Genomic DNA, 26,635 nt, shown 5'->3' on the forward strand with positions numbered 1-26,635 from the left:
GTGGGCTCAGGCCTCGTGCGTCGTGCGGCCGCCGACGACGGTGCGGACGACCTCTATCTCCTTGATGGCGTGGGGATCGGTCGTGTGCGGGTCGGCGCCGAGGATGACGTAGTCCGCCAGCTTCCCCGCCGTGATCGAACCCTTGAGGTCCTCCTCGAAGGAGGCGTGGGCGCCGTTGATCGTGCAGATGCGGAGCGCCTCGGGGACGGAGATCTTCTGGCTCGGGCCCCACTCCCGGCCCTGCATGTCCGTGCGCGTGACCATGCTCTGGATCGCCATCGGCGCCTCGAACGGACCCGGCGGATAATCGGACGCCCCGGCCACCGGAATGTCATAGTCGAGGAACCTCCGGTGCGCGAACATCCATTCCATCTTCTCGGGCCCGTATTCGCCCCACTTGTTTCCGTGGAAGTGGACGTACGTGTAGAAGGGCGTGGGGATGGCGCCGATGTCCTTGATGCGCTGGAGGAGCGGGTCGTCCACCAGGGAACAGTGCTCGAGGCGGAAGCGGGGGTCGGCCTGCGGCATCTCGCGCTGAGCCCGCTCGTAGGCGTTGAGGCACATGTCGATCGTCTTGTCGCCGTTGGCGTGGATCCCGATCTGGAACCCGGCCCGGACGGCGTCGTCCACCGCCTCGTGGACCTCCTCCTGGGTCATGGTGAGGATGCCGTAGTCGTCGGGGCGGCCGATGTACGGCGTGCGCATGGCCATCGTGCGCTCCGAAGCCGAGCCGTCCGCCCCGTACTTGACGGCCCCGATGCGGAGGTTCTCATCGCCGAAACCGGTCCGGATCCCCGCCTGCTTGAGCGCGCTGAACAGTCCGCCGCCCCCGGAGGGGAAGTAGTACATGCGGAAGCGGAGGTCCCCCGCGTCGTAAGCGTCCTGCAGCGCGGTCAGCCCCTGGCTGCTCCCGCCCGTCTCGTGAACCGAGGTGATGCCGGCGGCGGACATCAGTTGCCCGATGAGGGCGACGCCCTCCGCCCGCTGCTCGCGCGTGCTCTCGCTGGGAACGAGGCGCTGCAGGGGGCGGCGCGCGCGTTCGGCCACCTTGCCCGTCAGGTCGCCGTCCTCGCGGTAGAAGTGCCCGCCGGGCGGATCCGGCGTGTCGACCGTGATCCCCGCCAGTGCGAAGGCCTTGGAGTTGTAGACGCTCGTGTGCCCGCCCCGGTGCGTGACCTGCACGGGGTGGTCGGATACCGCCTCGTCGATGTCCAGGCGGTTGAGGGGCCGGCCCTCCTCGATCTTCGTGTCGTCGTAGAGGAAGCCGACGACCCAATCGCCCGGGGGCGTGTTCTGGGCCCGCTCGCGGAGGGCGGACTTCATCCCCTCGATGGTGCGGATGTTCATGTCCACCTGGGTGAGGTGCCGCATGCCGGCCGAGGAGGGGTGGTTGTGCGAGTCGATGAATCCGGGGACGACCGTGCCGCCGCCCGCGTCGATGCGCTCGGTGCCCGGCCCGACGAGGTTCGCGATGTCGCTGTTCGAGCCCACGGCGAGGAAGCGTCCGCTCTTCACGGCCAGCGCCTCGGCCCGCGGGTTGTCGTCGTCGACCGTGTAGATCGTGGCGTCGGTCACGACCTGGTCCGCGTGGCCGGAGCCGCCCCCGGAGGATCCACCGCTCCCGCCCGGCGCTGCACAACCCGCCAACGCGGCGCCCCCCGCCGCCAGTCCCGACAGCGCCACGAACTCCCGGCGATTGACCTCGCTCATCCTCGTCTCCCTCATCTCAGGCTTCCATCTCAGGCTTCGTACGTCGTTCGTCCCCCGACGACGGACCGCACGATCTCGATCTCCTTGATCGCGAAGGGATCGGCGGCGTGCGGGTCGTCGGCGAGGATCACGAAGTCGGCCAGCTTGCCCGCCGTGATCGATCCCTTGATCCCTTCCTCGAACGCCGCGTGCGCGCCGTTGATCGTGCACACGCGCAGCGCTTCCTCGACGGAGATCTTCTGGCTGGGGCCCCACTCGCGCCCCTGCATGTCCGTGCGCGTGACCATGCTCTGGATCCCCATCAGCGCCTCGAAGGGACCGGGGGGATAGTCGGAGGCGCCCGCCACCGGGATCCCATAGTCGAGGAAACGGCGGTGCGCGAACATCCATTCCATCTTCTCGGCGCCGTATTCGCCCCACTTGTTACCGTGAAAGTGGACGTAGGTATAGAAGGGGGTCGGGATCGCGCCCACGTCCCGGATCCTGCGCAGGAGGTCCTCGTTCACGAGCGAACAGTGCTCGAGCCGGAAGCGGGGGTCGGCCTGCGGCATCTCGCGCTGTGCGCGCTCGAACGCGTTGAGGCACATCTCTATGGCGAGGTCGCCGTTGGCGTGGATCCCGATCTGCCACCCGTTCCGCACCGCGTCGTCCACCGCCTCGTGGATCTCCTCCTGGTCCATCGTGAGGATCCCGTAGTCGTCGGGACGCCCGACATAGGGCGTGGACATGGCCATGGTCCGCTCCGAGGCGGAGCCGTCGGCCCCGTACTTGATCCCGCCCACCTTCACCCACTCGTCCCCGAAGCCGGTGCGGATGCCCGCCGCCTTGAGGGCGGGGAAGAGACCGGATTCGTCGCCGCCGTTGGGGAAGACGTAGGCGCGGAAGTGAAGCTCGCCCGCGTCGTAGGCATCCTGATAGCTGACGAGGTCGTTGCCGGCGCCGGTCTCGTGGACGGACGTGAGGCCGGCCGCGGCCATCCGTTCGCCAATGAGACGGATGCTCTCCTGCCGCTCCGCGCGCGTGGTGCCGGCGGGGATCAGGCTCTCGAGCGGTTCCTTGGCGCGTTCCGCGACGCGCCCCGTGAGTTCGCCGTTCTCACGGTAGTACATGCCGCCGGGCGGGTCGGGCGTGTCGGCGGTGATCCCGGCGAGTTCGAACGCCCGCGAGTTGTAGACGCCGGTGTGGCCGCCCCGGTGCGTGACCGAGACGGGGTGGTCCGGGACGGCGTCGTCGATATCGGCCCGCGTCAGTGGCCGTCCGTCTTCGAGCTTCGTGTCGTCGTACAGGAAGCCCTGCACCCACTGCCCCGGCGCCGTGTTCTGGGCCCGCTCGCCGAGCGCGCTCTTGATGGCCTCGATCGAACGGACGTCGAGGCTCACCTGCTTGAGGTGCTTCGTGCCGGAGTAGAAGGGATGGTTGTGGGCGTCGATGAAGCCGGGGACGACGGTCATCCCGCCGCCCTCGATGACCTCGGTGCCGGGGCCGATGAGGTTCGAGACGTCGTCGCTCGAGCCCACCGCGAGGAAACGCCCGCTCTTGACCGCGAAGGCCTCGGCCCGGGGAGTGTCGTCGTCCACCGTGTAGACGCTCGCGCCGCGGACGACGATATCGGCGTGGCCCCCGGCTGCCCCACCGCTCCCCGCGCGGCTGCCGCCTCCGGGTGAGCAACCGGCCGCGACCGCACCGCCCGCGGCAAGGCCGGAGATCGCCATGAAGTCACGCCGCGTGAAGTCGCTCATGTTGCCCTCGCTACTTTAGTTCGACGAGTTGATCGGGGTCCACGCGCACGACGATGTAGGTGATCGTCTCGGTGATCTCGCTGAACCCGTGCGGCGAACCGGCCGGGATGATGAGCATGTCGCCGGGGCCGATCTCCTGACTCTGCCCCCCCACGATCCCGCCCACGGAACTGGGTCCGGTGAGCGTCCGCACCGTCTGCCCCTCCGGATCCAGATCGCGTGCGTCGGAAAGATCGCCGCCCGTCACGAGCGTCCCGCGCCCGGAGACGACGTAGTAGACCTCGGTCTGCCTGTGGTGCTGGATCGCCCCGAGCGACGTGGTCGGCGGGCGCTGGACGACGCCGACGCCGGCGTTGTGCCCGCCCGCGTCAATATGCCGGATCTGCTGGTCGCTGACCCGGCTCTCAGGCGCGTTCTCGATCGTGGCGAGGATGTCGGCGGCGGAGATGTACGTGGCCGCCGGGTTGTCCTGCGTGCCCTCAGGCGGGTCGGCGGGCATACCGCTCCAGAGAGTCCCCACCGCGAGGACGGCGAAGGTCAGCTTCGACATGGTCTGGCTCCGGCGTTATCCGAGTCCGTAAGCGTTCGTGGGCGACCCGCATCTTATGGGCAGTGCCATCGAGGGGTCCACTGCTTGACAGGCGATGAACCGGTTCCTGGACACCGTGGTCGTCTGTCCCGTCACGACGACGCTGCACCCCCAATGGCGGTCTCGCGTCCAGATTCGATGTGCCGGGAAGGATGCCGAGATCGCCGTAGACCAGATCCGTGTCATCAGAAAGCAGCGCCTCAGAAACCGGCTGGACCGGCTGACCGCGGAGGAGGCGGCCGCGCTCCGCCGCCTCATCACGGAGATGTACGGAGAGTAGCCGGCTTCCGTACTCCCGGGCGACGTTCCCGCGGGAACGCCTCCGGGCCCGCCGCTGTACCGCGGACAGGTTTCGGACGTACGTTCCGAGAGTCTGTGACGGGCCGAAAACGAGAGGGATCAGGAGGACCGGATGCACGCGTGGAGCCGCCGTAACTTCGTCAAGACGACCGCCGCCGCCGGACTCGCCCTGCCCGCCGCGCCGGCCCTGGCCGCGACCGACCGCGGGGCCGCCGCCGAGCGCGTCGCGGGCCCGATCCCAGGCTCGCGTTCGGACGATGATCCCTTGGGGATCCGGGGTCAGTTTCCCGTCACCGAGGAACTGGCGTATCTGAACACCGCCTCCACGGGGCCGGCGCCGCTTCCGGTGCGCGAGGCGCTCGTCGCCTACGCGGATGAGAAGATGACGTACCGGGATCCCGGTAGCCGCAGGCGGGCCGTGGACCGGGCGCGGAGCCGCTTCGCCTCGCTGTTCGGCGCGGACGAGGACGAGATCGCCTTCCTCTTCAACACGAGCGACGGCGAGAACGTCGTGGCCAACGGGATCGACTGGCGGCCGGGCGACAACGTCGTCATCGACGAACTCCACTTCGTCACCGCCTTCGTCGTCTACCGCGAACTGGAGAAGCGCGAGGGCGTCGAACTCCGGATCATCCCCCCGCGCGAGGGACGCGCCCACCCCGAGGACTACGACGCGTACACCGACGACCGCACACGTCTCATAAGCGTGGCGTGGGTCTCGAATCGGAACGGGTTCCGGCACGACCTCCCGACGCTGGCCGAGATCGCGCACGCCCGGGGCGGATATCTGTTCGCCGACGGGATCCAGGCGTTCGGCACGTTCCCGACGAACCTCCACGCCGAGGGCGTCGATTTCGCTTGCGGCAACGGCTACAAGTGGCTCCACGCCGACTTCGGGTGCTCGATCCTGTACGCGCGGCGCGAGCACCACGACTGGATGCAGCCCGACCGCTTCGGCCACGCGCAGGTGGCCGAGACGCTCCCGGAGCACCAGTACCGGCTGAGGACGGACGCCCGGAAGTTCGAGCACGGAAGCCTCGCCCTGGGCCCCGTCGCGGCCATGGACGCCGCGCTCGGGTTCATCGGCGAGGTGGGGCTGGAGCGGATCGCGGAGCACACGCACGCGCTCGCCGGCGAACTCCGCGAGGGCGCGGCGGGGCTGGGGATGAAGCTGTTCACGCCGCCGGCGAATCCGTCCCCGATCGTGAGCTTCTACCACGGGATGGACCCGCAGGAGCTTTCCGACGCGCTCAACGCGGAAGGGGTCCGGTTCACGTACCAAGAGGGAGGAGAACTCCTCCGCGCCGCCGTCGCGATGTTCAACAACCGCGACGACGTCGACCGCCTGCTCGGAGGGATCGCCGCCCGCGTGTAGAGGTCCCCCCGCCGGACCCGGCAGCCGTTCGCGCATTTCCCTGGCCCGCGGCCATTCCTGCCGCTGATGGCGCGCTATTGCTGTCGGTGAAGTTACGCCATTTCTGTCGGAATGCGCACGGTAACGACGGTCCGTTTCTTCGGCGTCATATCGGTGCTCTCGGGCCGTAACTCCGTGGGACCGACTGTTCCCGACGCTACGCCAGCGGATCGATCACGCTGAGGAACGGGAAGCGCCCAAAACCGGCGTCGCGGGTGCAAATGCGACTGATTCCATGCTCGCGCATCAGGACGGCGGTGTGCAGATCGTGCATCTGGTTGCCGCGGACCCCCGGAAGCTCCGCAACCGTCTGCGCGAGGACGGTCGCGTGACGCCGTGTCGCAATCAACAGTTCGACCCCGGGCGATTTCAGTAGTGCCGAAAGAAAACGCCACGCGTCCGGAGGTCGCTGCGGTGACGGCATCACACGCGGGTGAGTGGTCACCCGCAGAAATTCGTAGCAGACGCTCCATGTGAGGAAAGTCGGCGACGGGCCGCGACGTGCGTCGTCCAGCTGTCGGCGGCAGGGGAGATAGAATTCCGAATCTTCGTTCGCCGCGTACACGAGTACGTTGGTGTCGAAGACCACCTCACTCTTCCTCCATCACGCGGTAGAGCGCGTCCCGGTCGGAGATGTCGACCAGGGGTTGACCGCCCCGCCAGGAAGGAAGAGGTGCGAGCGCAGGCGCCGCGTCCACAGCGAGTGGCTCGGCCAGCACGCGCCTGAGTCCCTCCTCCGCGAGTTTGGACATGGTGGTCCTCCGCCGCGCCGCCTCATCGCGCAGGCGCCGCATCACGCCGTCGTCGATGTTCAGCGTTGTTTCCTCATAGGGCGCCCGTCTCTCCCGCACTGACGGGAGTCCGCTGCTCCCTTCACGAGATCCGGGTGCATCGTATGGATCGACGCTGACTTCATCCTGGCGTCTCCGGATCCGGGCTATGTCATAGGACGTCTGCATTCGCATCAGCGTCTCCATCGGCACGCCGAATGCCTTCTCCATGCGCAGCGCCATCGTGCCGGACAAGTCCGAGCGACAGTTCAGGAAGGCCGACAACGCAGGGCGCGAGACGCCGAGCGCCGCCGCGGCCTCGACGACAGTCAAGTCACGGGGCTCGATGATCTCCGTCCTCACGAATTCGCCCGGGTGGGGCGGATTCGCCATAGTTCCGCGGATCATCCGTAAATCGTAGCGTTACGGGTAACGTCCGTCAAGCGGAGTAGGCCAGTCCACATGCTGTCGGGATTCGGAGTCCGCAAGCGTTGTCCTCTTGAAGCTCGGCGCCAGAGACACACCCGGCAGGGGGCAAGGGGAGGAACGCATGAAGGCCGTCGCGCTGCTCCTGGGACTCGGATCGTTGGCGGCGGCCCCATCGGCCGCAGCGCAGGAATGTGATCCGGCGTCCCTGTTTGGTCCTCCGGAGAAGTCCATTTTCGGGGAGGGGGAGATAGATCGCTTTCGCACCTGCCTTACTGCCGGGCTGGACGTGCGGGCGGTCTTCGATCCAGAGGGACGCACCGTGCTGCATGCTGCGGCAGCCAGAGCTCACAGTGCTGCCTCCATCAGATTCCTCCTGGAGGCAGGCGCGGATCCCAACGCCAGGGACGCGAGCGGCGAGACACCGCTGTTCGATGCGGCGCAACACAACCACAACATCGCCGTGGCGGAGGCGCTGCTGGAGGCGGGCGCGGACCCGAGCACGAAGGACGACTACGGTTACACCCCCATGTACTTCTCGGTACGCAACGAGAACCCGGGAGTCCTGCTCGCTCTGGTCGAGGCGGGGGCGGACCCAAACGAGGCGCACGGCTGGGACCGGATGAGCCTGCTGCACCGCGCGGCCCTGTGGAACGGGGGTCCGGCGACTGCTCGCGCTCTACTCTCGGCCGGTGCGGATGCGAAGGCGAGGGCTTCCGACGGACAAACTCCCATACACTATGCCGCGCGGAACATGAGCAAGCCCGCTGTGGCGGACCTCCTGTTGGAGGCAGGCGTGCCGGCGTTGCCGCTCCACGCCGCCGCGCTGACCGGCGATGCGGCCACCGTGGCGGCCCTGCTCTCGGATGGTACCCATCCGAATCTCTCGGACCGGGCCGGGTGGTCCCCGCTGCACTTCGCGGCCACGAGGAACGAGACCGAGATCCTCGCTCTGCTGCTTTACGCGGGTGCGGATCCAAATGCGAAGGTGCCCGAGTTCTTGAACGCCACGCCCCTGCACCTCGCGGTGCTCACTCGTACGGACGTCGATGTCGTCCTCGAGTTGCTGAAGAGCGGAGCGGCCCCCAACCAGGCGGCGGCCGGGGGTAACACGGCGCTGTATTTCGCCGCCTGGATGGGGCAGGACCCCGCGGTGGTGGAAGCGCTCCTGGATGCGGGAGCGGACCCGGCCATCAGAGGCAGCAAGGGCTACAGCCCGGCGGATCGGGCCAGGAACAACCCTGCGATCAGTGAGTCCGACGTCTTCGAACGGCTCCGTTCCGGAGGCAGGAAACCGCCGCGCTCGCCCCCAAGCCTCTAGCGAATCTCATCGCGGATCGCGGCGAGTTCCTCCGCCGCGCCCTCGGGCGCCTGGGTGAACAGGCTCACGCCGATCGTCACGGCGAATCCCGCGGCGAAGCCCGGCAGCATCTCGTAGAGGTCGTAGAAGCCCTCCTTGAAGAGGACGACCCACAGCATCGTCACGAGGAAGCCGGCGATCATGCCCGCCACGGCGCCGGCGCGGGTCGTGCCCGCCCAGAAGAGCGAGCACAGCACGACCGGGGCGAACGCCGCCGCGAGGCCGGACCAGGCGAAGAGGACGAACCAGAAGATCGCGCGCTCGGCGGTGAGGGCGAGCAGGAGACCCGTGATCCCGAGCACAACCGTCACGGCCTTGCCCAGAATGGAGAGAGCGCGCTGCCGGGCGTCGGGGCGGAAGATCTTCTGATAGACGTCCCGCACCGCCGCGGAAGAGGCGAGGATCAGCAGCGAATCGGCCGTCGACATGATGGCGGCGAGGACGACGACGAGGACGAGCCCCGTGAACAGATCGGGCAGCAGCCCGGACGCCATGGCGGGGAGCACCGTCTCCGGGTCGGCGAGCCCCTCGTACAGCACCCTCCCCGCCATCCCCGTGAACACGGCCCCCAGGTCGAACACGATGATGCAGCCGACGGCGATCGGGCCCGCCTTCCGGATCTCGCGCTGGTCCCGCGCCGCGAGGAAACGCGCCAGAAGCTGCGGGGCGCCGAGGAACGCGAGTCCGACGCCCACGAACCCGGCCGCGCTCGCGATCCCCAGCGGGGTGAGCCCGAGCCCGCCGTCCAGCCGCAGGAGGTCGGCCCCGGCTGCCTGAAGCCCCTCGAAAGCGGCGAGCGGTTCGGCCGCCCGCAGCCCGTCCATGAGCGCGCCCCAGCCCCCCACCGCGCTGATCCCGACGAAGGGGAGGACCAGCAGGCACGTGAACATGAGCACGCCCTGGGCGAAGTCGGAGTACGCCACCGCCTTGAACCCGCCCACGACGGTATAGAAGAGGACCACCGCGAGTCCCAGGAAGACGCCCGCGTGGTAGCCGGTGCCGAGGAAGGCGTCGAACGCCTTCCCGGTGGCCGTGAGCTGCGCCCCGACGTAGAAGGCGACCATGGAGAGGACGATGACCGCCCCCACGATGCGGAAACTGTGCGTCTTGTCCCGGAAGCGGTCCTCGAGGTAGTCGGGGACGGTGATCGAACCGTACCGGTCGGTGAACGCCTTGAACGGCCGCGCCACGTAGGCCCAGGCGAGGGCGACGCCGAGCACCTCCCCGAGCACGACCCACAGCGCGTGCATGCCGAGCGCGTAGCCGATCCCCGTGAGCCCGAGCAGGAGCCAGGCGCTCTCCCCGGTCGCGTTCGAGGAGAAGGCGAGCACCCACGAGGGGAGCTTCTTGCCGGCCGCGTAGTAGCCCTCGACGTCGTGCGATTCCTTGCCGCCCCACACGCCGATCACGAGGAGGAAGAGGAGATAGGCGACGACCACGCCGATGATCACGGGCGACATCCTATTCCTCCCAGCCGGAGTCGACGGCGGCGACCATCTCGAACGGTCCGGCCGGCCAGCGGTAGCAGTCCTTCAGCAGCCGGTCCACCTGTTCGGGCGTGGCCACGCCCTCGGCCACGATCTCGCGCGCCTCGCGAAGCGCGGCCGAGAACACCCGGTTCGCGACGAAGCCCCAGGCCAGGGGCTGGTCCTGCACGACCTCGGGGTTCTTGCCGCAGCGGCGGGCGAGGGCCACGACGGCATCGCGCACCGCGTGGGCCGTCCCGCGGTGGACGACGATCTCCGCCACCCGGATGACCGAGGCCGGCGTCGCCCAGTGCCACCCGATGACGCGTTCGAGCCGGTCCGTGGCGCCGGCGAGGGCCCCGATCGAGAAACCCGAGGTGTTGGAGGCGAGGATGGCGTGGGGCGGGGCAGCGGTGTCCAGCCGGCGGAAGAGGCGCGTCTTGAGCTGGAAGTCCTCGTACACCGCCTCGATGACGAGGTCCGCGTCCGCCACGGCTTCGGAGAGGTCGGTCGTGCGTGAGAGGCGGCCAAGCGCGGCCTCGGCGACGGCGGGGTCCACCTTTCCGATCTCGACGCCCTTCCGGATGCCGAAGCGCCCGTGCTCGATGCGCTTCGCGGCCCGGTCGAGCGCCTCGTCGGAGAGATCGTTCATCACGACCTCCAGCCCGCCGAGCGCGAGCACCTGCGCGATCCCCGCCCCCATGAGCCCGGCCCCGACGACGGCCGCGCGCCGGATGGTGTCGACCGTCACGTCCCCGGCCCCGGCCTCCTGCTCGGCCGCCCTCGTCTGGTGTACGCGAATCCCCGCCAGTGGATCACTCATGGGCTTCCCCGGTGTCGTCGTCGAGATCTGATCGGCGCCCGGTCGGCACCTCGGCAGCAGCAGGCTCGCGGCTGCGATCGTCCGGCGTCGGAGGATGCCACGCCGTCCCGCTCCCCGGAAAGGCTGTCACTCGGACTCGCCCCTTCCGCGGATCCCGTTCCGTTTCCGCGCAACCCTCCCCATCTTGGGTCTGTCTCCATACCGGAGACGCTGCGCGGACGGCCACAGGAGCGACATCGATGAAACGGTATCTGGCCCTTACCGGGGTGAGCGTGATGGTCCTCGCGGCGTGCGGCGACGCCCGCCCGCACGCGGAACTGATGGCGGACGCTGCCTCGGACGTAGAAGCCATCGAACTGGAGCGGGCCATGGTCCGCTACGACTCGGCCCGGACACGATCTCCAGACGATGCCGAGGCGCACCGGCAGTATGCCACGCTGGCCAACTACTTCAGTCTCAACTCGGAAGCCGCGCAGGCGTGGGAGCGGGCGCTCGAACTCGAGCCCGACGACTCCGCTGCCTGGGAGGGATACGTCCACGCCCTCCGTTGGGCCGGCATCTTCGAGACGGACCGGAGGTATGGGGAGAAGATCCTGCGGGTTCTCCCCGAGGCACTCCGCCACGCTCCGGACCGCCCCGTCATCTACGACGATGCGGAGGAGGCGGCGTCGGATCTCGGACAGCTCGAGGCATACGGCGCGATCCTCGCCGAGTACCAGGCCACGCGGCCGGACGACCAGATCCTGCTCCACTCCCTGGGAGCGCTCCACGTCGCACTCGCCAACCAGGAGGAGGGCGACCGGGGCCAGGTCGTGAGGGACTCGATCGGGGTCGCGCTCGACGCGCTCGCGGCCGAGACCGAAGGCGATCCGAGTGTTGCGGCGCCCGTTCTGTACCGGCTCGCGGCGGGATACGACTTCCGCATGCTCCGGCGCGAAGACGATGCGGACCGCTGGCTGGAACGTCTCGAAGCGGCTCCCGATCGCGGAGTCCTGGCGGACGACCTGCGGTACTGGGATCTGGCCATCGACTGGCAGGACGCCTTGTACGGCGATGATGCAGGGGACCGGGCGGTCGAAGTGTCCCGTCTCGTAGCCGAGGGACTCAAGTCAAAGCAACTTTCGGAACGCGCCGCATGGTTTGTCCGGCGCTACGCGACGGTACAGGCGGAGGTGATCGCCTCCCTGGATCCGGAGCCGTCGTCATCCGAACTGAACTACCCGCGCATCGCGGCCGAACCGCCGGGTCCGGCGCTCGATCCTGAGGTCGCCGAGTCCCTGTTCACCGCCGTGATGGAGGAGATCCAGTGGCAGGACGGAGTCTACGGTTCCAGGCTCGCCACGCTGCTCTACTTCGGCATCCGGCCCGAGGTCGTGCTCGAGAAGGCGGTCGCGCTCGAGGAGGCGCTCCGCGCGCACCGCCCTGGATACCTGTATCCGGGAAGCCGAGGCCAGGAGCGGGAGACGTCACGCCGGAGCTTCATCGATCAGGCCCTCGTGATTCAGGCCCGTGCACTCACCCAGCTTGGCGAGATCGAGGCGGCCGGAGCACTGTTCGAGGAGCTTGCCACCGAGTCGCGCCGCAGCTGGACGCTGGCGGAATACGGGCGGCACCTCCTTCGCGAAGATCGGCTGGAAGAGGCGCTCGACGCCTTCGTGGAAGCCACCGCCTTCCGCGGATGGTACCGCCCCGCCGCCGTGGAGACCGCCGCGGCGACCGGCCTGTCCGAGGAGGCCGTGGAAGAGCGACTCGCAGTCCGCGGTCCGGCAGTCGAGAGAGAACTGGAGTTGCGCGAACTCGGCCAGCGCATCGAGCGCGAGGCGCCCGAGTTCGCGCTCGCGGACCAGACCGGGGTCGAGTGGCGGGTGAGCGAACTCGAGGGGAAGATCGTCGTGCTCAAGTTCTGGGCGACGTGGTGCGGCCCCTGCATCGAGGAGTTCCCGCACTTCGTCGAACTCCTGAAGACGTATGAGGACGATGAGGAGGTCGTGTTCCTCACCGTCGCCACGGCGGGGTCTCCGCGGGACCAGGTCGCCGAGCAGATCGAGGAGGGCGGCTTCACATTCCCCATCCTCTTCGACGAGCAGGGCCTCGCCCTGGACTACGAGATCCTCGGCTATCCGACGACGCTGTATCTGGATCGGGAAGGGATGATCCAGTTCAAGCGCGAGGGCTTCGAGGAGTCCGGCTACGAGGCCGGCGTCGCTCGCCGCATCGACGCCCTCCGCGGGGAGGATTTCTAGAGTTCCACTACCCGCACGCTCTTCCGCACCTCGCCGGCGGGCGGGCAGAAGGGGTCGGTGCTCTGGAGCACCACGCTGGCCACGATCCAGACATCCCTTGCCTCGGCCGGGGCGCGGTAGACCACACGGTGGGTCCCGTCGCCGACACCATCGAGCTCCCCGTACCTTCCGAGCACGCGGTCCCGACCGGTGTAGTACCATGAAACGCAATCCGACGACGTGGGCCGATCCGTGTTCCGGCCGCAGAGCCACCAATCGACGTTTCGGGGTATTCCTCCCTCGAGTGCGTAGATCGCCTCCCCATTGACCTGCACCGTGTCCGGTCCCTCGACGCTGTACGGCACGAGGGTCGTGACATCCCTGCAGCCGTCGAGGACAAGCTCTTTGTCACATCCCGAAGGCAGCAGCGCCAGCAGCAGTATCCGCTTCATACCGTTCTCCGTACCCGCACGGGTCCATCCGGGGTCCCGGGGTCGTCCGAAGGCGTTCCCGCGGGAACGCCTCTGGGAGTCGGTCAGTCGTTCCGACTGCCCGTGTGCTCGGCGACGATGGCACTGCGGCGGATCTTGCCGGATTCGTCCCGGGGGAAGGCGGCCACGAGTTCGAAGCTCTTCGGCACCTTGTATGAGACGAGCCGCGCGCGGCAGAAATCCTCCAGTTCGGCCGCTGGCGGGGAGGTGCCGTCCACGGGGAGGATGACGGCGTGGACGCGCTTGCCCCACTCATCGTCGGGCAGGCCGATCACGGCGACGTCGCGGACATCCGGGTGCTCGGTGAAGACGGCCTCGACTTCCTGGGGGTAGACGTTCGCGCCGCCTGAGATGATGAGGTCGGTGCGACGGTCGGCCGGGAAGAGATACCCCTCGGCATCCACCCAGCCGAGGTCGCCGACGGTGACGAACCCGTCGGGCGTCGTGGGCGCGGGCGGAGAGCCGCGATACTCGTAGGCCGGGGGCTCCCGCGAGGCGAGACGAAAATGGAGTTCGCCCACTTCGCCGCTCGGAAGTTCACGTCCGTCTTCGCCCAGGACGCGGATTTCGCAGCCGGCGGGACGGCCGACGCTCCCTTCGCGCGCGAGCCACTCGTCGCCGCGGATGATCGTCGCCCCGATCGCCTCGGTGGCGCCGAACGCCTCGAACACCTTCTCGGGCCCGACGAGGTCCATCCAGCGCCGCTTGACCCAGGGCGGGCAGGGCGCGGCCGTATGCATGAGCCCCTCCAGCGCGGAATAGTCGTGCTTCTCGATCCCTTCGACCCGCGCCATGCGCAGCATCATGGTGGGGACGAGCGTCGTCCACCCGATCCGGTGCCGCTCGAGGAGGTCCAGGGCCAGCGCGGCGTTGAAGCGCTCCATGAGGACGACGGTCGAGCCCTCGAACAACGCCCAGTGCGACCAGCAGTAGGGCGCGTTGTGGTACAGGGGGCCGGGGACGAAGACGTTCTGCCCCTCCCGCATGCCGACGCGCCCGCCCAGGCCCCGGAAGGTGTCGCCTGGTTCGGCGGCCCAGGGGCGGGGGTCGATGATGATCTTCGGGCGGCCGGTGGAGCCGCCGGACCCCACCGCCTTCCCGGGATGGGAGATGCGGTCGGGAAGGGGCCCGGCGTCGAGGGCTTCGGCGGCCTCGAGGTCGGCGAGCCCGAGCCTGGGCCGGTCCTCGCGATTCGACTCCGCGCGATTCAAGTCCGGGAGATCCCAGTCCGCGACGACGAGGGCGGGGTCGGCGAGCGCGAGGAGTCCATCCCGCTCCGCCGGCGGGAGACGCGCGCTGAGCGGGAGGACGCAGGCGCCGAGCTTCCACCCGGCGAGGGTGGCGAGGGTGTGCTCGGGACAGTTGTAGAGGCCGATGACGAGCCAGTCGCCCTCCCGCAGTCCGTGCGCCGCGAAGAGGCGGGCGAGGCGGTTGCTCGCGCGGTCGAGTTCGCGCCAGGTGTAGCGGCGTTCTGTCCCGTCGCGGCGCGCGAAGACGAGGGCGGGGGCGTCGGGTCGCTCGCGGGCGAGGTCGCCCAGCCGCCGCCCGTACGAGATCGCGTCGGGTGAAATGGCGCCTTCGACGTCACCCACCGCGCGGCCTCCGGGGGCTCAGTAGAACTCCGCCATCCACGGGACGGGGCCGGCGAAGGCGTCGCGCAGCGTCCGGCGGGTGTCCGCGTCGACGCCGGGGAGCAGCCCGGCCCGGGCGGCCGTGTCGGCGGTCAGCTGCCCGGTGAACAGCCCGGCCAGGACGCGGACGTCAACGCGCGCGGCCGACCGGCCGGCCCGGTCGGCCGGCCCGGCCGGGGAGCCGTCTCGCGCCGGGCCGCTCACGCGGGCCCGCCCGTCCACGATGCGGACGGCGATCGGACCGGCGTTGGCGGGCAGCACGTCGTCCTCGATCCACAGGTACAGGTCGGCCCCCACGTCCTCCGGATAGCCGCGCGCCGCCAACGCCGCCGGCACGTCGACGAGCCGGAACATGCCGGCCATCCGCCGGGCGACGGGCGGCGCGAGCCCCGTGAGCACGAGTTCGATCGGATCCGAGGGCGGGCCCGGCCACAGGAGCCGCTGTCCCATCCCCGCGTGGCCCCGGACGAAGTTAAGCAGCGCCGCCAGGGCGGCAGGCCCGTCCCAGTAGAAGTCGCGGCAGTCCAGATCGAAGCCGTACGGCAGCGTCCCCGACGACGGTTCGTGCGTGTAGACCATGTAGCCGCACACCTCGCCCCCCGACCGGGCCAGGTACCGGTACGGGGTGCGGCCGGAGCGCGGGGCGAGGACGCGCTCCTCCCACCATGCCTCGTCCCGGTCGAAGGGCCCGTTCTCCCCCGCGGCCCGGCTCCGGTAGAAGGCCGACACCGCCTCGAGATCGTCCTCCTCGAACGGCTCGACGCTCACCTCGGCGGTATCCGGCGCACGCCGCCACGCCAACTCGGAGATCGCCAGAGCCCGTCGCTGGTGGGCGAAGGCGAACTCCCACCCGTAGCGCCGGTACACGCCGCCGTGGACGGGGAAAAGGCTGGATGCCGCGACCCCCTCGGAGCGCAGCGCCTCCAGCACCTCCCCCAGAAGCGCCCCGCCGTATCCGCGCCCGCGGGCCTCCGCCGCGACCTTCACGGAAGAGATCGCCGCGCACGGCACGGCGCGTCCGCCGAAGAACTGCCCCAGCTTCTGGACCCGGAGGGAACCCTGGACCGTTCCCCCGTCCTCCACGACCCAGCCCTGCTCGAGCGGATAGTTTCCGGCGATCGCGATCCGCTCCGGGGGGAGCATGAACGCCTGCTGCTGCAGGTGCGCGACCCGCGTGCGGTCGCCTTCCGCCAGCTGTCGGACGATCGTCACGGAACCAGGGCTCGTCGCTCGGGACACGGCCCGCCCCCCGCTCCGTTTCGGGGGGACGATGAACGGGGCACATTACCGAGGCCGGACGGACGCCGCACCCGCGCCCTCCGCCGCAGGCCGCAGTTCACGCGGGAGAGTTGATGTCGACGCTGGGACCTGTCACCAAAGCGCACCGCTTCGACGAACGCCGCCTCGCCGACTACCTGTGCGCGCAGGGTCTGGACGACTTTCGCGGCGGACTAACGGCGCTCCAGTACCAGGGCGGACAGTCCAACCCCACCTTCCGCCTCGAAGGCGGCGGGCGGCACTTCGTGCTCCGGAAGAAACCGCCGGGCGACCTCCTCCCCTCCGCGCACCTCGTCGAGTGCGAGTACCGCGTGATGAAGGCGCTCGCCGACACCGGCGTCCCCGTGCCGGGGACGCGCCTCCTGTGCGAGGACCCCGCCGTTCTCGGGCAGACGTTCTTCGTCATGGAACACGTCGAGGGGCGCGTGCTCCCCGCCCCCGACCTCCCCGAGGCGGCGTCTCCCGCCGAACGGACGGCGATCTACGACGCGATGAACCGAACGCTGGCGCGGCTCCATTCGGTCGACTGGCGAGCGGTCGGCCTGTCGGACTTCGGAAAGCCGTCCGGCTACGTGGCGCGCCAGATCTCCCTCTGGACGAAGCAGTACGAGGTGTCCCGGCACCGGGAGGTGCCGGCCATGGAGGCGCTCATCGAGTGGCTCCCGGCGAACATCCCCGACCGCGGCGGGGGTGTCGGCAGCGGTGCGGGACCCGCCGGCAGCGGTGCGGGGCCCGCCGCCGCCGGCGCGGGGCGGGAGGAGACGACGATCGCGCACGGCGACTATCGTCTCGACAACATGATCCTCCATCCGACGGAACCGAGAGTCGTCGCCGTCGTCGACTGGGAACTGTCGACGCTGGGCCATCCCCTGGCGGACCTCGCCTACAACTGCATGACCTATCACCTGCCGGAGGGTCCGCTGTGGAAGGGGCTGGGCGGGGCGGACTGCGAGGCGCTCGGCATCCCGTCGGAGGAGGATTACGTGGCGGCGTACTGTCGGCGAACGGGGGGCGACGGGGTGCCGGACTGGAACTTCTTCATGGCCTTTGGACTCTTCCGCCTCGCCTCGATCTGTCAGGGCGTGTACGCGCGCGCCATGCAGGGAAACGCGAGTTCCCGGAACGCGCTCGAGATCGGCCGGAAGGCGCCCACCCTCGCCGAGACGGGGTGGCGCATCGCGCGGAGCCAGGCGGGCGGATCGAGTGGTCGCTGAGGCCCGGCTGAACAACGCGAGATCTCGAGCCATTGTGGGCGTCTCGGTGCCCCTGTGTCGGCCTATGCCAATTGAAAATCCGACTTTCGATTGGCATAAGGGTTCGCAGGGTTTCCAGCAACACCCCCAACGCCTCGCGGAGCTACGCGTTGCTCGGCGCGAACGGGTGCTCGGCGCGGGCCGGTCGCTCGGGCGCGGGCGGGTCGCTCGGCGCGGCCGGGTGCTCAGCCTCTCAGTTCGAGCTTCGCGATCGCCTCCAGGTGGACCTCGTCAGGGCCATCGGCGAGGCGCAGGGTGCGGGAGTGGGCGTAGGCGGCGGCGAGCCAGATGTCCGGGCTCACGCCGAGCGCGCCGTGGACCTGGATCGCCTGGTCCAGCACGCGGCACGCCATGCGCGGGGCCACGACCTTGATCATCGCGATCTCCCGCCGCGCCGCCTTGTTCCCGACGGTGTCCATCATGTGGGCGGCGTGCAGCGTGAGGAGGCGCGCCTGTTCGACCGCGATGCGGCCCTCGGCCAGCGCGTGCCGGAGCGCGCCCTTCTCGGCGAGGGGGCCCGAGAAGGCGACGCGCGTCTTCGCCCGCTCGGCCATCGCCTCGAGCGCGCGCTCGGCGACCCCGATGAGCCGCATGCAGTGGTGGATCCGTCCCGGCCCCAGCCGTCCCTGGGCGATCTCGAACCCCCGCCCCGGGCCGAGCAGGATGTGATCCTCCGGCACCCGCACCCCGTTGAACCGCACCTCGCCGTGGCCCAGCGGTGCGCTGTCGTATCCGAACACGTCCAGGTGGCGCACGACCTCGACCCCCGGCGCGTCCCGCGGCACGAGGACCATCGACTGCTGCAGATGGCGGGCCGCGTCCGGATCCGTCTTCCCCATGAAGATGAATATCCCGCACTCGGCCCGGGGCGCCTGCGTGGCCCACCACTTGTGCCCGTCGATCACCCACTCGTCCCCCTCGCGCACGATCGACGAGCGGATGTTCGTGGCGTCGGAGGAAGCGACGTCCGGCTCCGTCATCGCGAACGACGACCGGATCTCCCCCGCGAGCAGCGGCTCCAGCCAGGTCGCGCGCTGCGCCTCCGTCCCGTAGCGGGCGAGCGTCTCCATGTTGCCGGTGTCCGGCGCGTTGCAGTTGAACACTTCCGGCGCCCATTCCACCCGCCCCATCGTCTCGCAGATGAGCGCGTACTCGAGGTTCGAGAGGCCCGCCCCGTAGCGGGCCTCCGGGTCGTCGCCGGGCTCCGCGTCAGGGGGGAAGAAGAGGTTCCACAGTCCTTCGTCCCTCGCTCGCCCCTTGAGTTCCTCGAGGATCGGCGGGGTCGAGAACCGGTTCGTCGCCGTCTCGAGCTGGTGCTCGAAGGTGGTCTCGTGGGGTTGGATCCACGCCTCCATGAATGCGCTCACACGCGCCTGGAGTTCGAGGGAGCGTTTCGAGAAGAGGGCCGGAGCGTTCGATTCGGCATTCGATTCGGCGTTCATCTGTGGGCGGGACTCCCTTCGGACGCGAGGCACGGGGGACGACGACCGTGACAACGTCACGGCGTGCGCCGAAGATTAGCGCGGTCTCCGTCCGAGACAATCGCGACCATCGCGACCATCACGGGGACCCACCCACGCGGAAGCGCTCGACACGGAATGAACGAAGGGCACGAGCGGCACCTGGGACTCTACGGCGCGACCGCGCTCGGCGTGGGCGCGATCGTGGGGGGCGGCATCCTCGCCCTCGCCGGGGTCGCCTTCGCCACCGCGGGCGCCGCCGCCATCGTGGCCTTCGGCCTCAACGGCGGGATCGCGTTCCTCACCGCGGTCAGCTTCGCCCGACTGGCGCGCCGCTTCCCGGAGTCCGGGGGCACCTACACCTACGCGAAGCGGGTCCTCTCGATCGAGGTCGCGTTCGTGGTGGGCTGGGTCGTCTGGTTCGCCTCGATCGTGGCGGGCGTCCTCTACGCCCTCGGCTTCGCCGCCTTCTCCGTCGAAGGGTTGCTGCGACTCCTCCCCGGGCTCGCGGAGTCGTGGAGCTGGGTCGGGGACGGACGCGGGGAACTCGTCATCGCTCTCGCGGCCATCGGGGTCTACTCCTGGTTGCTCGTGGAGCGCACGGCGGGCGGCGGCAACGCGGCCACGATCGGCAAGGTCATCGTCTTCATCGTGCTCCTCGGCGGGGGCGCGTGGGCGTGGGTCGCCGGCGCCCCCGCGGAGGCGCTTCGCCATCTGAGTCCGTTCGCCCCGGCGGGCTCGCTCGGCGTGCTGCAGGCGATGGGCTACACCTTCATCGCCCTCCAGGGGTTCGATCTCATCGCCGCCGTGGGAGGCGAAGTCAAGGACCCGCGGAAGACCCTGCCCCGCGCGATGTACCTCTCCCTCGGGATCGCGCTCGTCATCTACATCCCCCTGCTCATCGTCATCGCCACGGTGGGGGCGCCCCCCGGCGGGATCCTCGCCGCGGCGGAGGCGAATCCCGAGGGGCTCGTCGCGGGGGCCGCGGAGCGGTACATGGGCGTGGCGGGCTACTGGCTCGTGATCGGGGCCGGACTCCTCTCGATGCTGTCGGCGCTGCACGCGAACCTGTTCGGGGCCTCCCGGGTCGCCTTCTCGATGGCGCGCGACCGGACCCTCCCGCGGCGCGTGGGGGAAATGCGCGGGCGGACGGGCACGCCGGCGATCGCCGTGGTCACGACCGGCGCCATGATGGCCGTCATCGCGCTTGCGGTCGGCAACGTCGCCGCGGCGGGCGCCGCCTCCAGCCTCATCTTCCTCGTCTCCTTCGCGATGGTCCACTGCACGGCGATCCTCGCGCGTCGCCGGGCGGGCGACCTCCGCATCCCGTTCGTTCCGGTCGCCGGAGCCGTCCTCTGCCTCGGGCTGGCGGTATTCCAGGCGGTCGCCGTCCCCGCGGCGGGGCGCGTCGCGGTCGTGTGGCTCGGCGTCGGGATCGCCCTCTACCTGATGGTGCTCGCCCCCGGGGCGCGGCAGGCCGACGCGAGCGCGGAGGCCCGGGATCCGGACCTGGCCCGGTCGCGGGGACGGAGTCCGCTCGTGCTCGCCCCGATCGGGAACCCGGCCAGCGCGGCGAGCCTGACCGACGTGGCCGCGACCGTGTGCACGCCGAACGTCGGCCGGGTCCTCCTCCTCTCGGTGCTGCGCCGGGACGCCGTTCCGGACGACGCGGCGATCCGCGACGCGCAGGACATCCTGTCGGAGTCCATGGGACGGAGCCTCGAGAGCCCGGCGCGCCCCGAGACGCTGTTCACGATCGCGACGGATGTGTGGAGCGAGATCGCCCGGGTCGCGGACTCGCACCGCTGCGAGACCGTACTCGTGGGCCTGCCCCACATCACGGAACCCGGCGTCGAGGCCCGGATGGAGGGGTTGATCTCGAACATCGAAGCCGATGTGGTCATCGTCCGCGCGCCGCTTCGCTGGAGGATCTCCGAAGCGACGCGCATCCTCGTGGCGGTGCGGGGGCGGCCCGAACACAGCCACCTGCGGGCTCGCCTGCTCGCCAGCCTCTCGCGTTCCACCGCTCCGACCCTGACCTTCGTGCGGGCCCTGCCCTCGGGAACGGGGGCGGAGACCCGGCGCAGGTTCGAGCGCGACCTCCATCGCCTCGCGCGGGATGAGGCCGCGGGTCCATATCGGGTGGAACTCGAATTCACGGATGACCCGGTCGATTGCATTGCGCACCGCGCGGAGGCGAACGACCTCGTCGTGATGGGGATGGAGAACCGCGGCCGGGAGAAGCCCTCCATCGGCCGCTTCGCGCTCGAGGTTGCGAGGAAGACGATGGTCCCATTGATCCTGCTCGGGCGGCGCGCCGACGCCGGCTCCTTCGCGGCGCGGGGCATCGCGCAGGCTGTATCCACGATCCAGAGGCCGATCCGTTGAACGAGACATGTTGAACGCCGACGTCTTCATCGTCCTCGCGATCATCGCGGTGGCGGTCGTCCTCTTCGTGACCGAGTGGGTCCGCTACGACGGCGTGGCGCTCATCGTCCTCCTGGCGCTCGCGATCAGCGGCGTGATCCCCATGTCCCGCGCCATCGAGGGGTTCGCGAATCCGGCGGTGGTGACGATCGCGGCGGTGCTCGTGCTGAGCGGGGGGCTGTACCGGACGGGCGTCGCGAACCTCGTCGGGGCCCAGGTGATGCGCCTCGCCGGAGACTCGCCGGTGCGCGTGACCGGGCTCATGATGCTCACCGCCGGGCTCATGTCCGGCCTCATGAACAACATCGCCGCGACCGCGCTTCTCCTCCCGGTGGTGCTGGACATCGCCCGCCGCCTCGGGATGCGGCCCTCGCGGCTCCTCATCCCGCTCTCCTTCGCCGCCCTCCTCGGCGGGATGACGACGCTCATCGGGACCGGACCCAACATCCTCCTGTCGACCGTCCTCGAGCGCTCGGGCGAGGGTTCGTTCGGCCTCTTCTCGTTCACCCCCGTCGGTGCCGCCGCACTGGTTCTGGGCGTGTTGTACATGATCCTCGCCGGACGGCATCTCCTCCCGGATCGGCCCACCGATGGCGACGAGGGTGCGGGCGACGTCGACCTGCGCGGCCGCTACGACCTCGGCGAGACGCTCTTCTCCCTGCGGATTCCGCGCGGCTCGGCGCTCGACGGGAAGTCGCTGATACAGGCCCGCCTGGGTCGGGCGCTGGGGATCGACCTGCTCGCCGTCCGCCGGCACGGACAACTGCTGCGCGCCCCGGAGCCCGAGTTCCTCCTCGCGAGCGGTGACATCCTTATCTTCGAGGGTCGCCGGGATGCCGTCGACGGTCTGCGCGCGTGGGGCCACCTCGCGAACCACGAAGAGTCGGAGGACACCCTGTGGCGGCTGGTGGAGGACGCCACGGCGCTTGCGAAGATCGAGATCGCGCCCAGCTCCGGCCTCATCGGGAGCACCGTGCGGAGTCTGGATTTCCGCAACCGCTTCCAGGCCCACATCGTGGCTCTCCGGCGAGGGGATGAAATCCGGAGCGCGTCCTTCCAGGAAACCCGCCTGGAGGCGGGCGACACCCTCCTCCTCCTCGGACGGGAAGACCGGCTGCAGCAGTTGCGCTACGAGGACGAGTTCTCTTCGCTCGGCTGGACCGACATCGGGACGGCCACGCGCGAGTACGACCTCCAGCGCTGGCTGATGCGACTCCGGATCCCTGAAGGATCGGCTCTCCACGGCCAGACGCTCGCCGAGTCTCGTCTCAGTCACGCCTTCGACCTCACCGTCCTCGAGATCCAGCGCGAAGGAGGATCCGGAAACGGGAACATCTTCCTGCCCCGGGCCTCCGATGTCCTGAGATCGGGCGACGGACTGATCGTCGAGGGGAATCCGGAAGCCTACGCCGTCCTCGACGCGCTCCAGGCGCTCGAGCCGCACGACGCCCCGCCTTCCCTGCGAGAACTCGAGTCGGAACGCGTCGGATTCGGCGAGGTCACGCTCGCCCCCAGTTCGAACATCGTGGGGAAGACGCTGGGCGAGATCTTCTTCCGGGAGTCCTACGGCCTCACGCTCCTCGCGATCTGGCGCGGCGGCCAGACCATCCACTCCAACATCCGCCTCGGCGAGACGCGGCTCCAGTTCGGAGACGCCCTCCTCGTGTACGGCGTGCGGAAGAAGATCCAGCTGCTGGCGCGCGACCCGCGTTTCCTGGTGCTCACGGCCGAACTCCGCGAGGTATTCCGGGCCAGGCGGGCGCCGGTCGCGAGCGCGATCATGGTCGGCGTCATCCTCGCGGCCTCGCTGAACCTCCTGCCGGTGTACATCGCCGCGCTCCTGGGGGCGCTGCTCATGGTGTTCAGCGGGTGCCTCAAGTGGAACGAGGTGTACCCGCTCATCGAGTGGCGCGTCGTCGTGCTCCTGGGCGGGATGCTGGCCCTGGGCCTGGCGATGGAGGAGTCCGGCACCGCCGAACTGCTCGCGCGCGAGGTCGTCGGGAGGGCGGCGGAGGCGGGTCCCCGGGTGCTGATCGCGACCCTTTTCCTTCTCTGCGCCCTCGCGGCGCAGTTCGTGCCGACCTCGGCGGTGGCCGTGCTCGTGGCGCCGATCGCGCTCAGCACCGCGACCGAACTCGACATCTCCGCCCGGGCGCTGTTCATGGTCGTGGCCGTGGGGTCGTCGTGCGCGTTCCTGAGTCCCTTCGGCCACCCGGTGAACCTCCTCGTCATGGGAGTCGGCGGGTACAAGGTGACGGATTACACGCGCGTGGGCGCGCCCCTCTTCCTCCTCCTTCTCCTGCTCGTCGTCTTCTTCCTGCCCGTGGTGTGGCCGATATGAGTGCGTCGCTCTCGTGAGTGCGTCGCTCTCCTCGCGGCCGGTCTACATCGCGGGCGTCGCGGAGACGGCGCTGGGCGAGGTGTTCGACCAGACGGAGATGTCGATGGTCGCGCTCGCGGCGCGCGAGGCGCTGGGCGAGGCGGGACTGAAGCTGGCCGACGTGGACGGCCTCTTCGTGAACTACATGGGAGAACAGGGGAGCGTGCAGGTCGGCGAATACCTCGGGATCCAGCCGCGCTACGCGGACTCGTCGGACCTCGGGGGGGCGGCGTTCGAGGCGTTCATGCACCATGCCATGCTGGCCGTCGCCGCCGGCCGCTGCGAGGTCGCCCTCATCGCGTACGCGTCGCGCCAGCGCTCGAAGCGCGCGCGCCGGCTGTCGGTCTCGAGTTCGGGGAGCGGGGCGTACGCGCCGGACCCGTACCACCTCACGGACCAGTTCCAGGCTCCGTACGGGATGCTCATGCCGATCGGGCCCTTCGCGCTCGTCGCGGCGCGGCACATGCACGAGTACGGGACGACGCGCGAGCAACTGGCCGAGGTCGCCGTGGCGGCGAGCCTGTGGGCCGAGCTGAACCCGAAGTCCTGGCGGCGCACGCCGCTCACGCCGGCGGAGGTGCTGGGCTCGCGCCCGATCTCCGAGCCGCTGCACCGGCACGACTGCTGTCTCGTCACCGATGGGGGCGGGGCGATCGTCGTCACGCACCGGGACCGCGCCCGGGACGCGGCGAAGGCCCCCGTGCGCGTGCTCGGCGCCGGCGAGAGCCACGCCTTCTGGCATGTGTCGGAGGCCCCCGGCCTCACCCGCTCGGCGGGGTATCTCGCCGCTTCCGAGGCGTTCGGGATGGCCGGCGTGTCGCCCGCCGAGGCGGACTTCTTCGAGGTCTACGACGCGTTCACGATCAACGTGGTCACCCACCTCGAGGAACTCGGACTCTGCGGTCCGGGGGAGGGGGGACCGTTGATCGAGGGCGGTGCCCTCCGCCCCGGGGGATCGATCCCGGCCATGACGTCGGGAGGCGGGCTCTCCTACTGCCATCCGGGCGCGCTCGGCCTGCTGCTGTTGATCGAGGCCGTACGCCAACTGCGCGGGGAGTGCGGCGAGCGCCAGCTCCCCGATCCCCGGATCGGCGTCTGCCACGGGATGGGCGGCGTCTCGGTCCGCTCCACCGTCGTCCTGGGGCGCGAATGAGCGGCCGGGGCGGCTCGGGCGCGCGGGGCGGCGGGCCGGACGGCGGCGCGGCGCCGCACGAGATGGGCTACGGGGACGCGCTCAGCCGGCCCTACTGGGCAGCCGCGGCCGAAGGACGGCTCCTCGTCCAGCGGTGCACGGTGTGCGGCGCGCACCAGTTCTATCCGCGCCCCTTCTGCCTTGCCTGCCAGGACAAGGTCGAGTGGGTCGAGACCAGCGGCCGCGGCAAGATCTACTCGCTGACCACGAACCACCTGAAGACGACACCGGAACTGGAGCCCCCGTACTACGTGGCGCTCGTCCGGCTGGAGGAGGGCCCGGTCCTCCTCACGCGCATCGTGGACGCCGCTGGTGCCCCGCTCGCCGAGGGCGCCGCGATCGGCGATGAGGTCGTGGTGGCTTGGCACCCGCGCGAGGACGCCCCCCCGCTCCCCGTCTTCACGATCATCCACCAGCGTGATGGCACGGCGTCCACTTGAACGAAGAAGGGGCCGACTCGTGAACCGCTGCGCCTCCATCGCCCTCGTGGCCCTGACCTCCGCCGCCTGCGGACAGGAGGGGACAAGAGTGCCGGCCCCCAGGGTGGAGATACGAGACAGCGCCGGAATCCGGATCGTCGAGAATCCCCGTCCCGCCGAAGGATCCCGCCTGGCGTGGCGAATCGGTCCGGAGCCGCTGGTTTCGATCGGCGTCCTCGAGGGCGAAGAGGCGTACATGCTTTACGGGGCCCTTGACGCCACGCGGCTGTCCGACGGCCGGATCGTGGTCGCCAACCTGGGCACGAACCAGCTGCGCGTCTTTGACGCGTCGGGGACCCACTTGGAGAATTGGGCGGCGGAGGGGGAGGGGCCCGGCGAGTTCACCAGCCTGAGCCGTGTCGAACCCTGGCCGGGCGACTCGATCGCCGCCTGGTGGACCCGGACCGCGGGCATCTCGGTCTTCGATTCGGACGGGAACTACGGTCGCACGTTTCGACTCGGCGGCAACGACGAGGATCCGAAATGGCTCGCCCTGCGCCCGCAGGCGGCCACGAAGGCGGGATCCGTCCTCGCAACATGGCGTTGGCGGGATGCCGACACGATCGTCGTGCATCTCAGGGACGGCGAAGGTGATCTCGCGGCCTCGCTCGGTACTCATCCGGGTCCTGACCTCCACTGGGCGGATCTGGGGAATGGCCGGTACAGGACCTGGGAGAAGATCTTCGGTCGGAGGCTCGTACACGCACCGTGGGGCGATCTCGTGGCCATCGGCGTGACGGAGCGGTACGAAGTCAAGGCGTTTCGCGATGATGGCGCGCTGGCACGGATCGTTCGGCGGCAGCACGACCTCCGGCCCCCGGGGCCGGCGGACGTCGAAGCTCACATCGAGTTGGTGGTCTCCTACGTACCCTTGGGGCTGTCTCCGCAGGAGAAGGAACGGTATCAGGAGGACCTGCGCCGGGAGCTTGGGGCCGTGCCGGTGGTCGAGCACCTGCCGGCTCTCGACTCCATGATGGTCGACGCGCTGGACCATCTCTGGGTGAGGGAGTTCGAGTCCCCCGCGGACGTCAGGCCCGGGATTCTGTGGACCGTCTTCGACCCGGAGGGACGCGTGCTCGGATTCGTAGAGACACCGGAGGAACTGAACATCTACGAGATCGGGGGCGACTACATCCTCGGTCATTCCGCGGACGAACTCGAGGTGGAGTCCGTACAGCTGTGGCCCCTGGACCGGCGACCCGCCGCCGAACCCGGCTGACCGACT

At 69.8% G+C, this 26,635-nt stretch carries 20 protein-coding genes and 1 pseudogene; 10 read left to right on the plus strand and 11 right to left on the minus strand.

The genetic code is table 11. The annotated features are described in order from the left end of the window. Positions 1 to 6: 6 nt before the first annotated feature. From ACOQPP_RS01650 to ACOQPP_RS01660, 3 genes are read right to left on the minus strand one after another with little or no spacing between them, the layout of a single operon-like run. Positions 7 to 1,710 carry an amidohydrolase gene (locus ACOQPP_RS01650; protein ID WP_419164121.1) on the minus strand — a complete coding sequence of 568 codons (1,704 nt, stop codon included), beginning with the start codon at positions 1,708 to 1,710 and terminating at the stop codon, positions 7 to 9. Positions 1,711 to 1,739: 29 nt separating this feature from the next. Then, entirely contained in the window at positions 1,740 to 3,449 is a 1,710-nt protein-coding gene (locus tag ACOQPP_RS01655) for an amidohydrolase (protein WP_419164122.1), read from the minus strand. 10 nt (positions 3,450 to 3,459) lie between these two features. Next, positions 3,460 to 3,999: a cupin domain-containing protein gene (locus ACOQPP_RS01660; protein WP_419164123.1), complete on the minus strand. Its 540-nt coding sequence runs from the start codon at positions 3,997 to 3,999 to the stop codon at positions 3,460 to 3,462. A gap of 94 nt (positions 4,000 to 4,093) precedes the next feature. On the opposite strand from ACOQPP_RS01660, the gene ACOQPP_RS01665 reads away from it, so the two are divergent. Then, a complete protein-coding gene (locus ACOQPP_RS01665) occupies positions 4,094 to 4,318 on the plus strand; it encodes a type II toxin-antitoxin system PemK/MazF family toxin (protein WP_419164124.1) in 225 nt (74 codons plus the stop codon). A 132-nt stretch (positions 4,319 to 4,450) separates the two neighbouring features. Next, entirely contained in the window at positions 4,451 to 5,713 is a 1,263-nt protein-coding gene (locus ACOQPP_RS01670) for an aminotransferase class V-fold PLP-dependent enzyme (RefSeq protein WP_419164125.1), read from the plus strand. 196 nt (positions 5,714 to 5,909) lie between these two features. Here ACOQPP_RS01670 and ACOQPP_RS01675 read toward each other — a convergent pair whose 3' ends face one another. Both ACOQPP_RS01675 and ACOQPP_RS01680 read right to left on the minus strand, forming a co-directional pair. After that, positions 5,910 to 6,341 (minus strand): TA system VapC family ribonuclease toxin, encoded by a 432-nt coding sequence (locus ACOQPP_RS01675; protein WP_419163939.1) that lies wholly within the window; start codon positions 6,339 to 6,341, stop codon positions 5,910 to 5,912. A 301-nt stretch (positions 6,342 to 6,642) separates the two neighbouring features. Beyond that, a pseudogene (locus tag ACOQPP_RS01680) lies at positions 6,643 to 6,915 on the minus strand (HigA family addiction module antitoxin); the annotation flags it as partial. A 157-nt stretch (positions 6,916 to 7,072) separates the two neighbouring features. On the opposite strand from ACOQPP_RS01680, the gene ACOQPP_RS01685 reads away from it, so the two are divergent. After that, on the plus strand, positions 7,073 to 8,269 hold the full coding sequence (locus ACOQPP_RS01685) for an ankyrin repeat domain-containing protein (RefSeq protein WP_419163938.1): 1,197 nt from the start codon (positions 7,073 to 7,075) through the stop codon (positions 8,267 to 8,269). Here the strand turns inward: ACOQPP_RS01685 and ACOQPP_RS01690 are convergent. Together ACOQPP_RS01690 and ACOQPP_RS01695 are read right to left on the minus strand one after the other, a co-directional pair. After that, on the minus strand, positions 8,266 to 9,768 hold the full coding sequence (locus ACOQPP_RS01690) for a sodium/proline symporter (protein ID WP_419163937.1): 1,503 nt from the start codon (positions 9,766 to 9,768) through the stop codon (positions 8,266 to 8,268). The genes ACOQPP_RS01685 and ACOQPP_RS01690 overlap by 4 nt on opposite strands. Before the next feature lies 1 nt (position 9,769). Further along, positions 9,770 to 10,597: a 3-hydroxyacyl-CoA dehydrogenase family protein gene (locus tag ACOQPP_RS01695; RefSeq protein ID WP_419163936.1), complete on the minus strand. Its 828-nt coding sequence runs from the start codon at positions 10,595 to 10,597 to the stop codon at positions 9,770 to 9,772. Positions 10,598 to 10,836: 239 nt separating this feature from the next. Between ACOQPP_RS01695 and ACOQPP_RS01700 the strand changes: the two genes are divergently transcribed. Continuing rightward, complete coding sequence (locus ACOQPP_RS01700; RefSeq protein WP_419163935.1) at positions 10,837 to 12,840, plus strand: redoxin domain-containing protein; 2,004 nt, start codon at positions 10,837 to 10,839, stop codon at positions 12,838 to 12,840. On the opposite strand, the gene ACOQPP_RS01705 is transcribed toward ACOQPP_RS01700, so the two are convergent. The 3 genes from ACOQPP_RS01705 to ACOQPP_RS01715 all read right to left on the minus strand — a co-directional run bounded on the left by ACOQPP_RS01705 (position 12,837) and on the right by ACOQPP_RS01715 (position 16,153). Continuing rightward, a complete protein-coding gene (locus ACOQPP_RS01705) occupies positions 12,837 to 13,271 on the minus strand; it encodes a hypothetical protein (protein ID WP_419163934.1) in 435 nt (144 codons plus the stop codon). The genes ACOQPP_RS01700 and ACOQPP_RS01705 overlap by 4 nt on opposite strands. Positions 13,272 to 13,354: 83 nt before the next feature. Beyond that, the gene (locus ACOQPP_RS01710) at positions 13,355 to 14,902 is read right to left on the minus strand and encodes an AMP-binding protein (RefSeq protein ID WP_420635753.1); all 1,548 of its coding nucleotides are present in this window, start codon (positions 14,900 to 14,902) and stop codon (positions 13,355 to 13,357) included. Positions 14,903 to 14,920: 18 nt separating this feature from the next. Continuing rightward, entirely contained in the window at positions 14,921 to 16,153 is a 1,233-nt protein-coding gene (locus tag ACOQPP_RS01715; protein ID WP_420635754.1) for a GNAT family N-acetyltransferase, read from the minus strand. A 140-nt stretch (positions 16,154 to 16,293) separates the two neighbouring features. Between ACOQPP_RS01715 and ACOQPP_RS01720 the strand changes: the two genes are divergently transcribed. After that, positions 16,294 to 17,433 carry a phosphotransferase family protein gene (locus ACOQPP_RS01720; RefSeq protein ID WP_420635755.1) on the plus strand — a complete coding sequence of 380 codons (1,140 nt, stop codon included), beginning with the start codon at positions 16,294 to 16,296 and terminating at the stop codon, positions 17,431 to 17,433. 224 nt (positions 17,434 to 17,657) lie between these two features. On the opposite strand, the gene ACOQPP_RS01725 is transcribed toward ACOQPP_RS01720, so the two are convergent. After that, positions 17,658 to 18,914: an acyl-CoA dehydrogenase family protein gene (locus ACOQPP_RS01725; RefSeq protein WP_419165470.1), complete on the minus strand. Its 1,257-nt coding sequence runs from the start codon at positions 18,912 to 18,914 to the stop codon at positions 17,658 to 17,660. Positions 18,915 to 19,070: 156 nt separating this feature from the next. Between ACOQPP_RS01725 and ACOQPP_RS01730 the strand changes: the two genes are divergently transcribed. From ACOQPP_RS01730 to ACOQPP_RS01750, 5 genes are all read left to right on the plus strand, one after another. After that, entirely contained in the window at positions 19,071 to 21,320 is a 2,250-nt protein-coding gene (locus ACOQPP_RS01730; protein ID WP_419165471.1) for an amino acid permease, read from the plus strand. A gap of 10 nt (positions 21,321 to 21,330) precedes the next feature. Continuing rightward, complete coding sequence (locus ACOQPP_RS01735; protein WP_420635756.1) at positions 21,331 to 23,700, plus strand: SLC13 family permease; 2,370 nt, start codon at positions 21,331 to 21,333, stop codon at positions 23,698 to 23,700. Positions 23,701 to 23,713: 13 nt separating this feature from the next. Continuing rightward, positions 23,714 to 24,892, plus strand: coding sequence for an acetyl-CoA acetyltransferase (locus tag ACOQPP_RS01740; protein WP_419165473.1), 1,179 nt, complete (start codon positions 23,714 to 23,716; stop codon positions 24,890 to 24,892). After that, entirely contained in the window at positions 24,889 to 25,371 is a 483-nt protein-coding gene (locus ACOQPP_RS01745; RefSeq protein ID WP_419165474.1) for a Zn-ribbon domain-containing OB-fold protein, read from the plus strand. The genes ACOQPP_RS01740 and ACOQPP_RS01745 overlap by 4 nt, the downstream gene beginning before the upstream one ends. Before the next feature lie 88 nt (positions 25,372 to 25,459). Then, the gene (locus ACOQPP_RS01750) at positions 25,460 to 26,629 is read left to right on the plus strand and encodes a hypothetical protein (RefSeq protein WP_420635757.1); all 1,170 of its coding nucleotides are present in this window, start codon (positions 25,460 to 25,462) and stop codon (positions 26,627 to 26,629) included. Positions 26,630 to 26,635: the final 6 nt, after the last annotated feature.

It is taken from the genome of Candidatus Palauibacter sp., from assembly GCF_965222475.1.
In the GTDB taxonomy this organism is placed as follows: Bacteria; Gemmatimonadota; Gemmatimonadetes; order Palauibacterales; family Palauibacteraceae; genus Palauibacter.

What these genes read in the sequence shown, in the direction of transcription:
- ACOQPP_RS01725 (WP_419165470.1), bottom strand. Translation starts at nt 18,914, where the DNA reads ATGAACGCCGAATCGAATGCCGAATCGAACGCTCCGGCCCTCTTCTCG.
- ACOQPP_RS01670 (WP_419164125.1), top strand. Translation starts at nt 4,451, where the DNA reads ATGCACGCGTGGAGCCGCCGTAACTTCGTCAAGACGACCGCCGCCGCC.
- ACOQPP_RS01700 (WP_419163935.1), top strand. Translation starts at nt 10,837, where the DNA reads ATGAAACGGTATCTGGCCCTTACCGGGGTGAGCGTGATGGTCCTCGCG.
- ACOQPP_RS01705 (WP_419163934.1), bottom strand. Translation starts at nt 13,271, where the DNA reads ATGAAGCGGATACTGCTGCTGGCGCTGCTGCCTTCGGGATGTGACAAA.
- ACOQPP_RS01650 (WP_419164121.1), bottom strand. Translation starts at nt 1,710, where the DNA reads ATGAGCGAGGTCAATCGCCGGGAGTTCGTGGCGCTGTCGGGACTGGCG.
- ACOQPP_RS01720 (WP_420635755.1), top strand. Translation starts at nt 16,294, where the DNA reads ATGTCGACGCTGGGACCTGTCACCAAAGCGCACCGCTTCGACGAACGC.
- ACOQPP_RS01655 (WP_419164122.1), bottom strand. Translation starts at nt 3,449, where the DNA reads ATGAGCGACTTCACGCGGCGTGACTTCATGGCGATCTCCGGCCTTGCC.
- ACOQPP_RS01695 (WP_419163936.1), bottom strand. Translation starts at nt 10,597, where the DNA reads ATGAGTGATCCACTGGCGGGGATTCGCGTACACCAGACGAGGGCGGCC.
- ACOQPP_RS01690 (WP_419163937.1), bottom strand. Translation starts at nt 9,768, where the DNA reads ATGTCGCCCGTGATCATCGGCGTGGTCGTCGCCTATCTCCTCTTCCTC.
- ACOQPP_RS01665 (WP_419164124.1), top strand. Translation starts at nt 4,094, where the DNA reads ATGAACCGGTTCCTGGACACCGTGGTCGTCTGTCCCGTCACGACGACG.
- ACOQPP_RS01660 (WP_419164123.1), bottom strand. Translation starts at nt 3,999, where the DNA reads ATGTCGAAGCTGACCTTCGCCGTCCTCGCGGTGGGGACTCTCTGGAGC.
- ACOQPP_RS01745 (WP_419165474.1), top strand. Translation starts at nt 24,889, where the DNA reads ATGAGCGGCCGGGGCGGCTCGGGCGCGCGGGGCGGCGGGCCGGACGGC.
- ACOQPP_RS01730 (WP_419165471.1), top strand. Translation starts at nt 19,071, where the DNA reads ATGAACGAAGGGCACGAGCGGCACCTGGGACTCTACGGCGCGACCGCG.
- ACOQPP_RS01685 (WP_419163938.1), top strand. Translation starts at nt 7,073, where the DNA reads ATGAAGGCCGTCGCGCTGCTCCTGGGACTCGGATCGTTGGCGGCGGCC.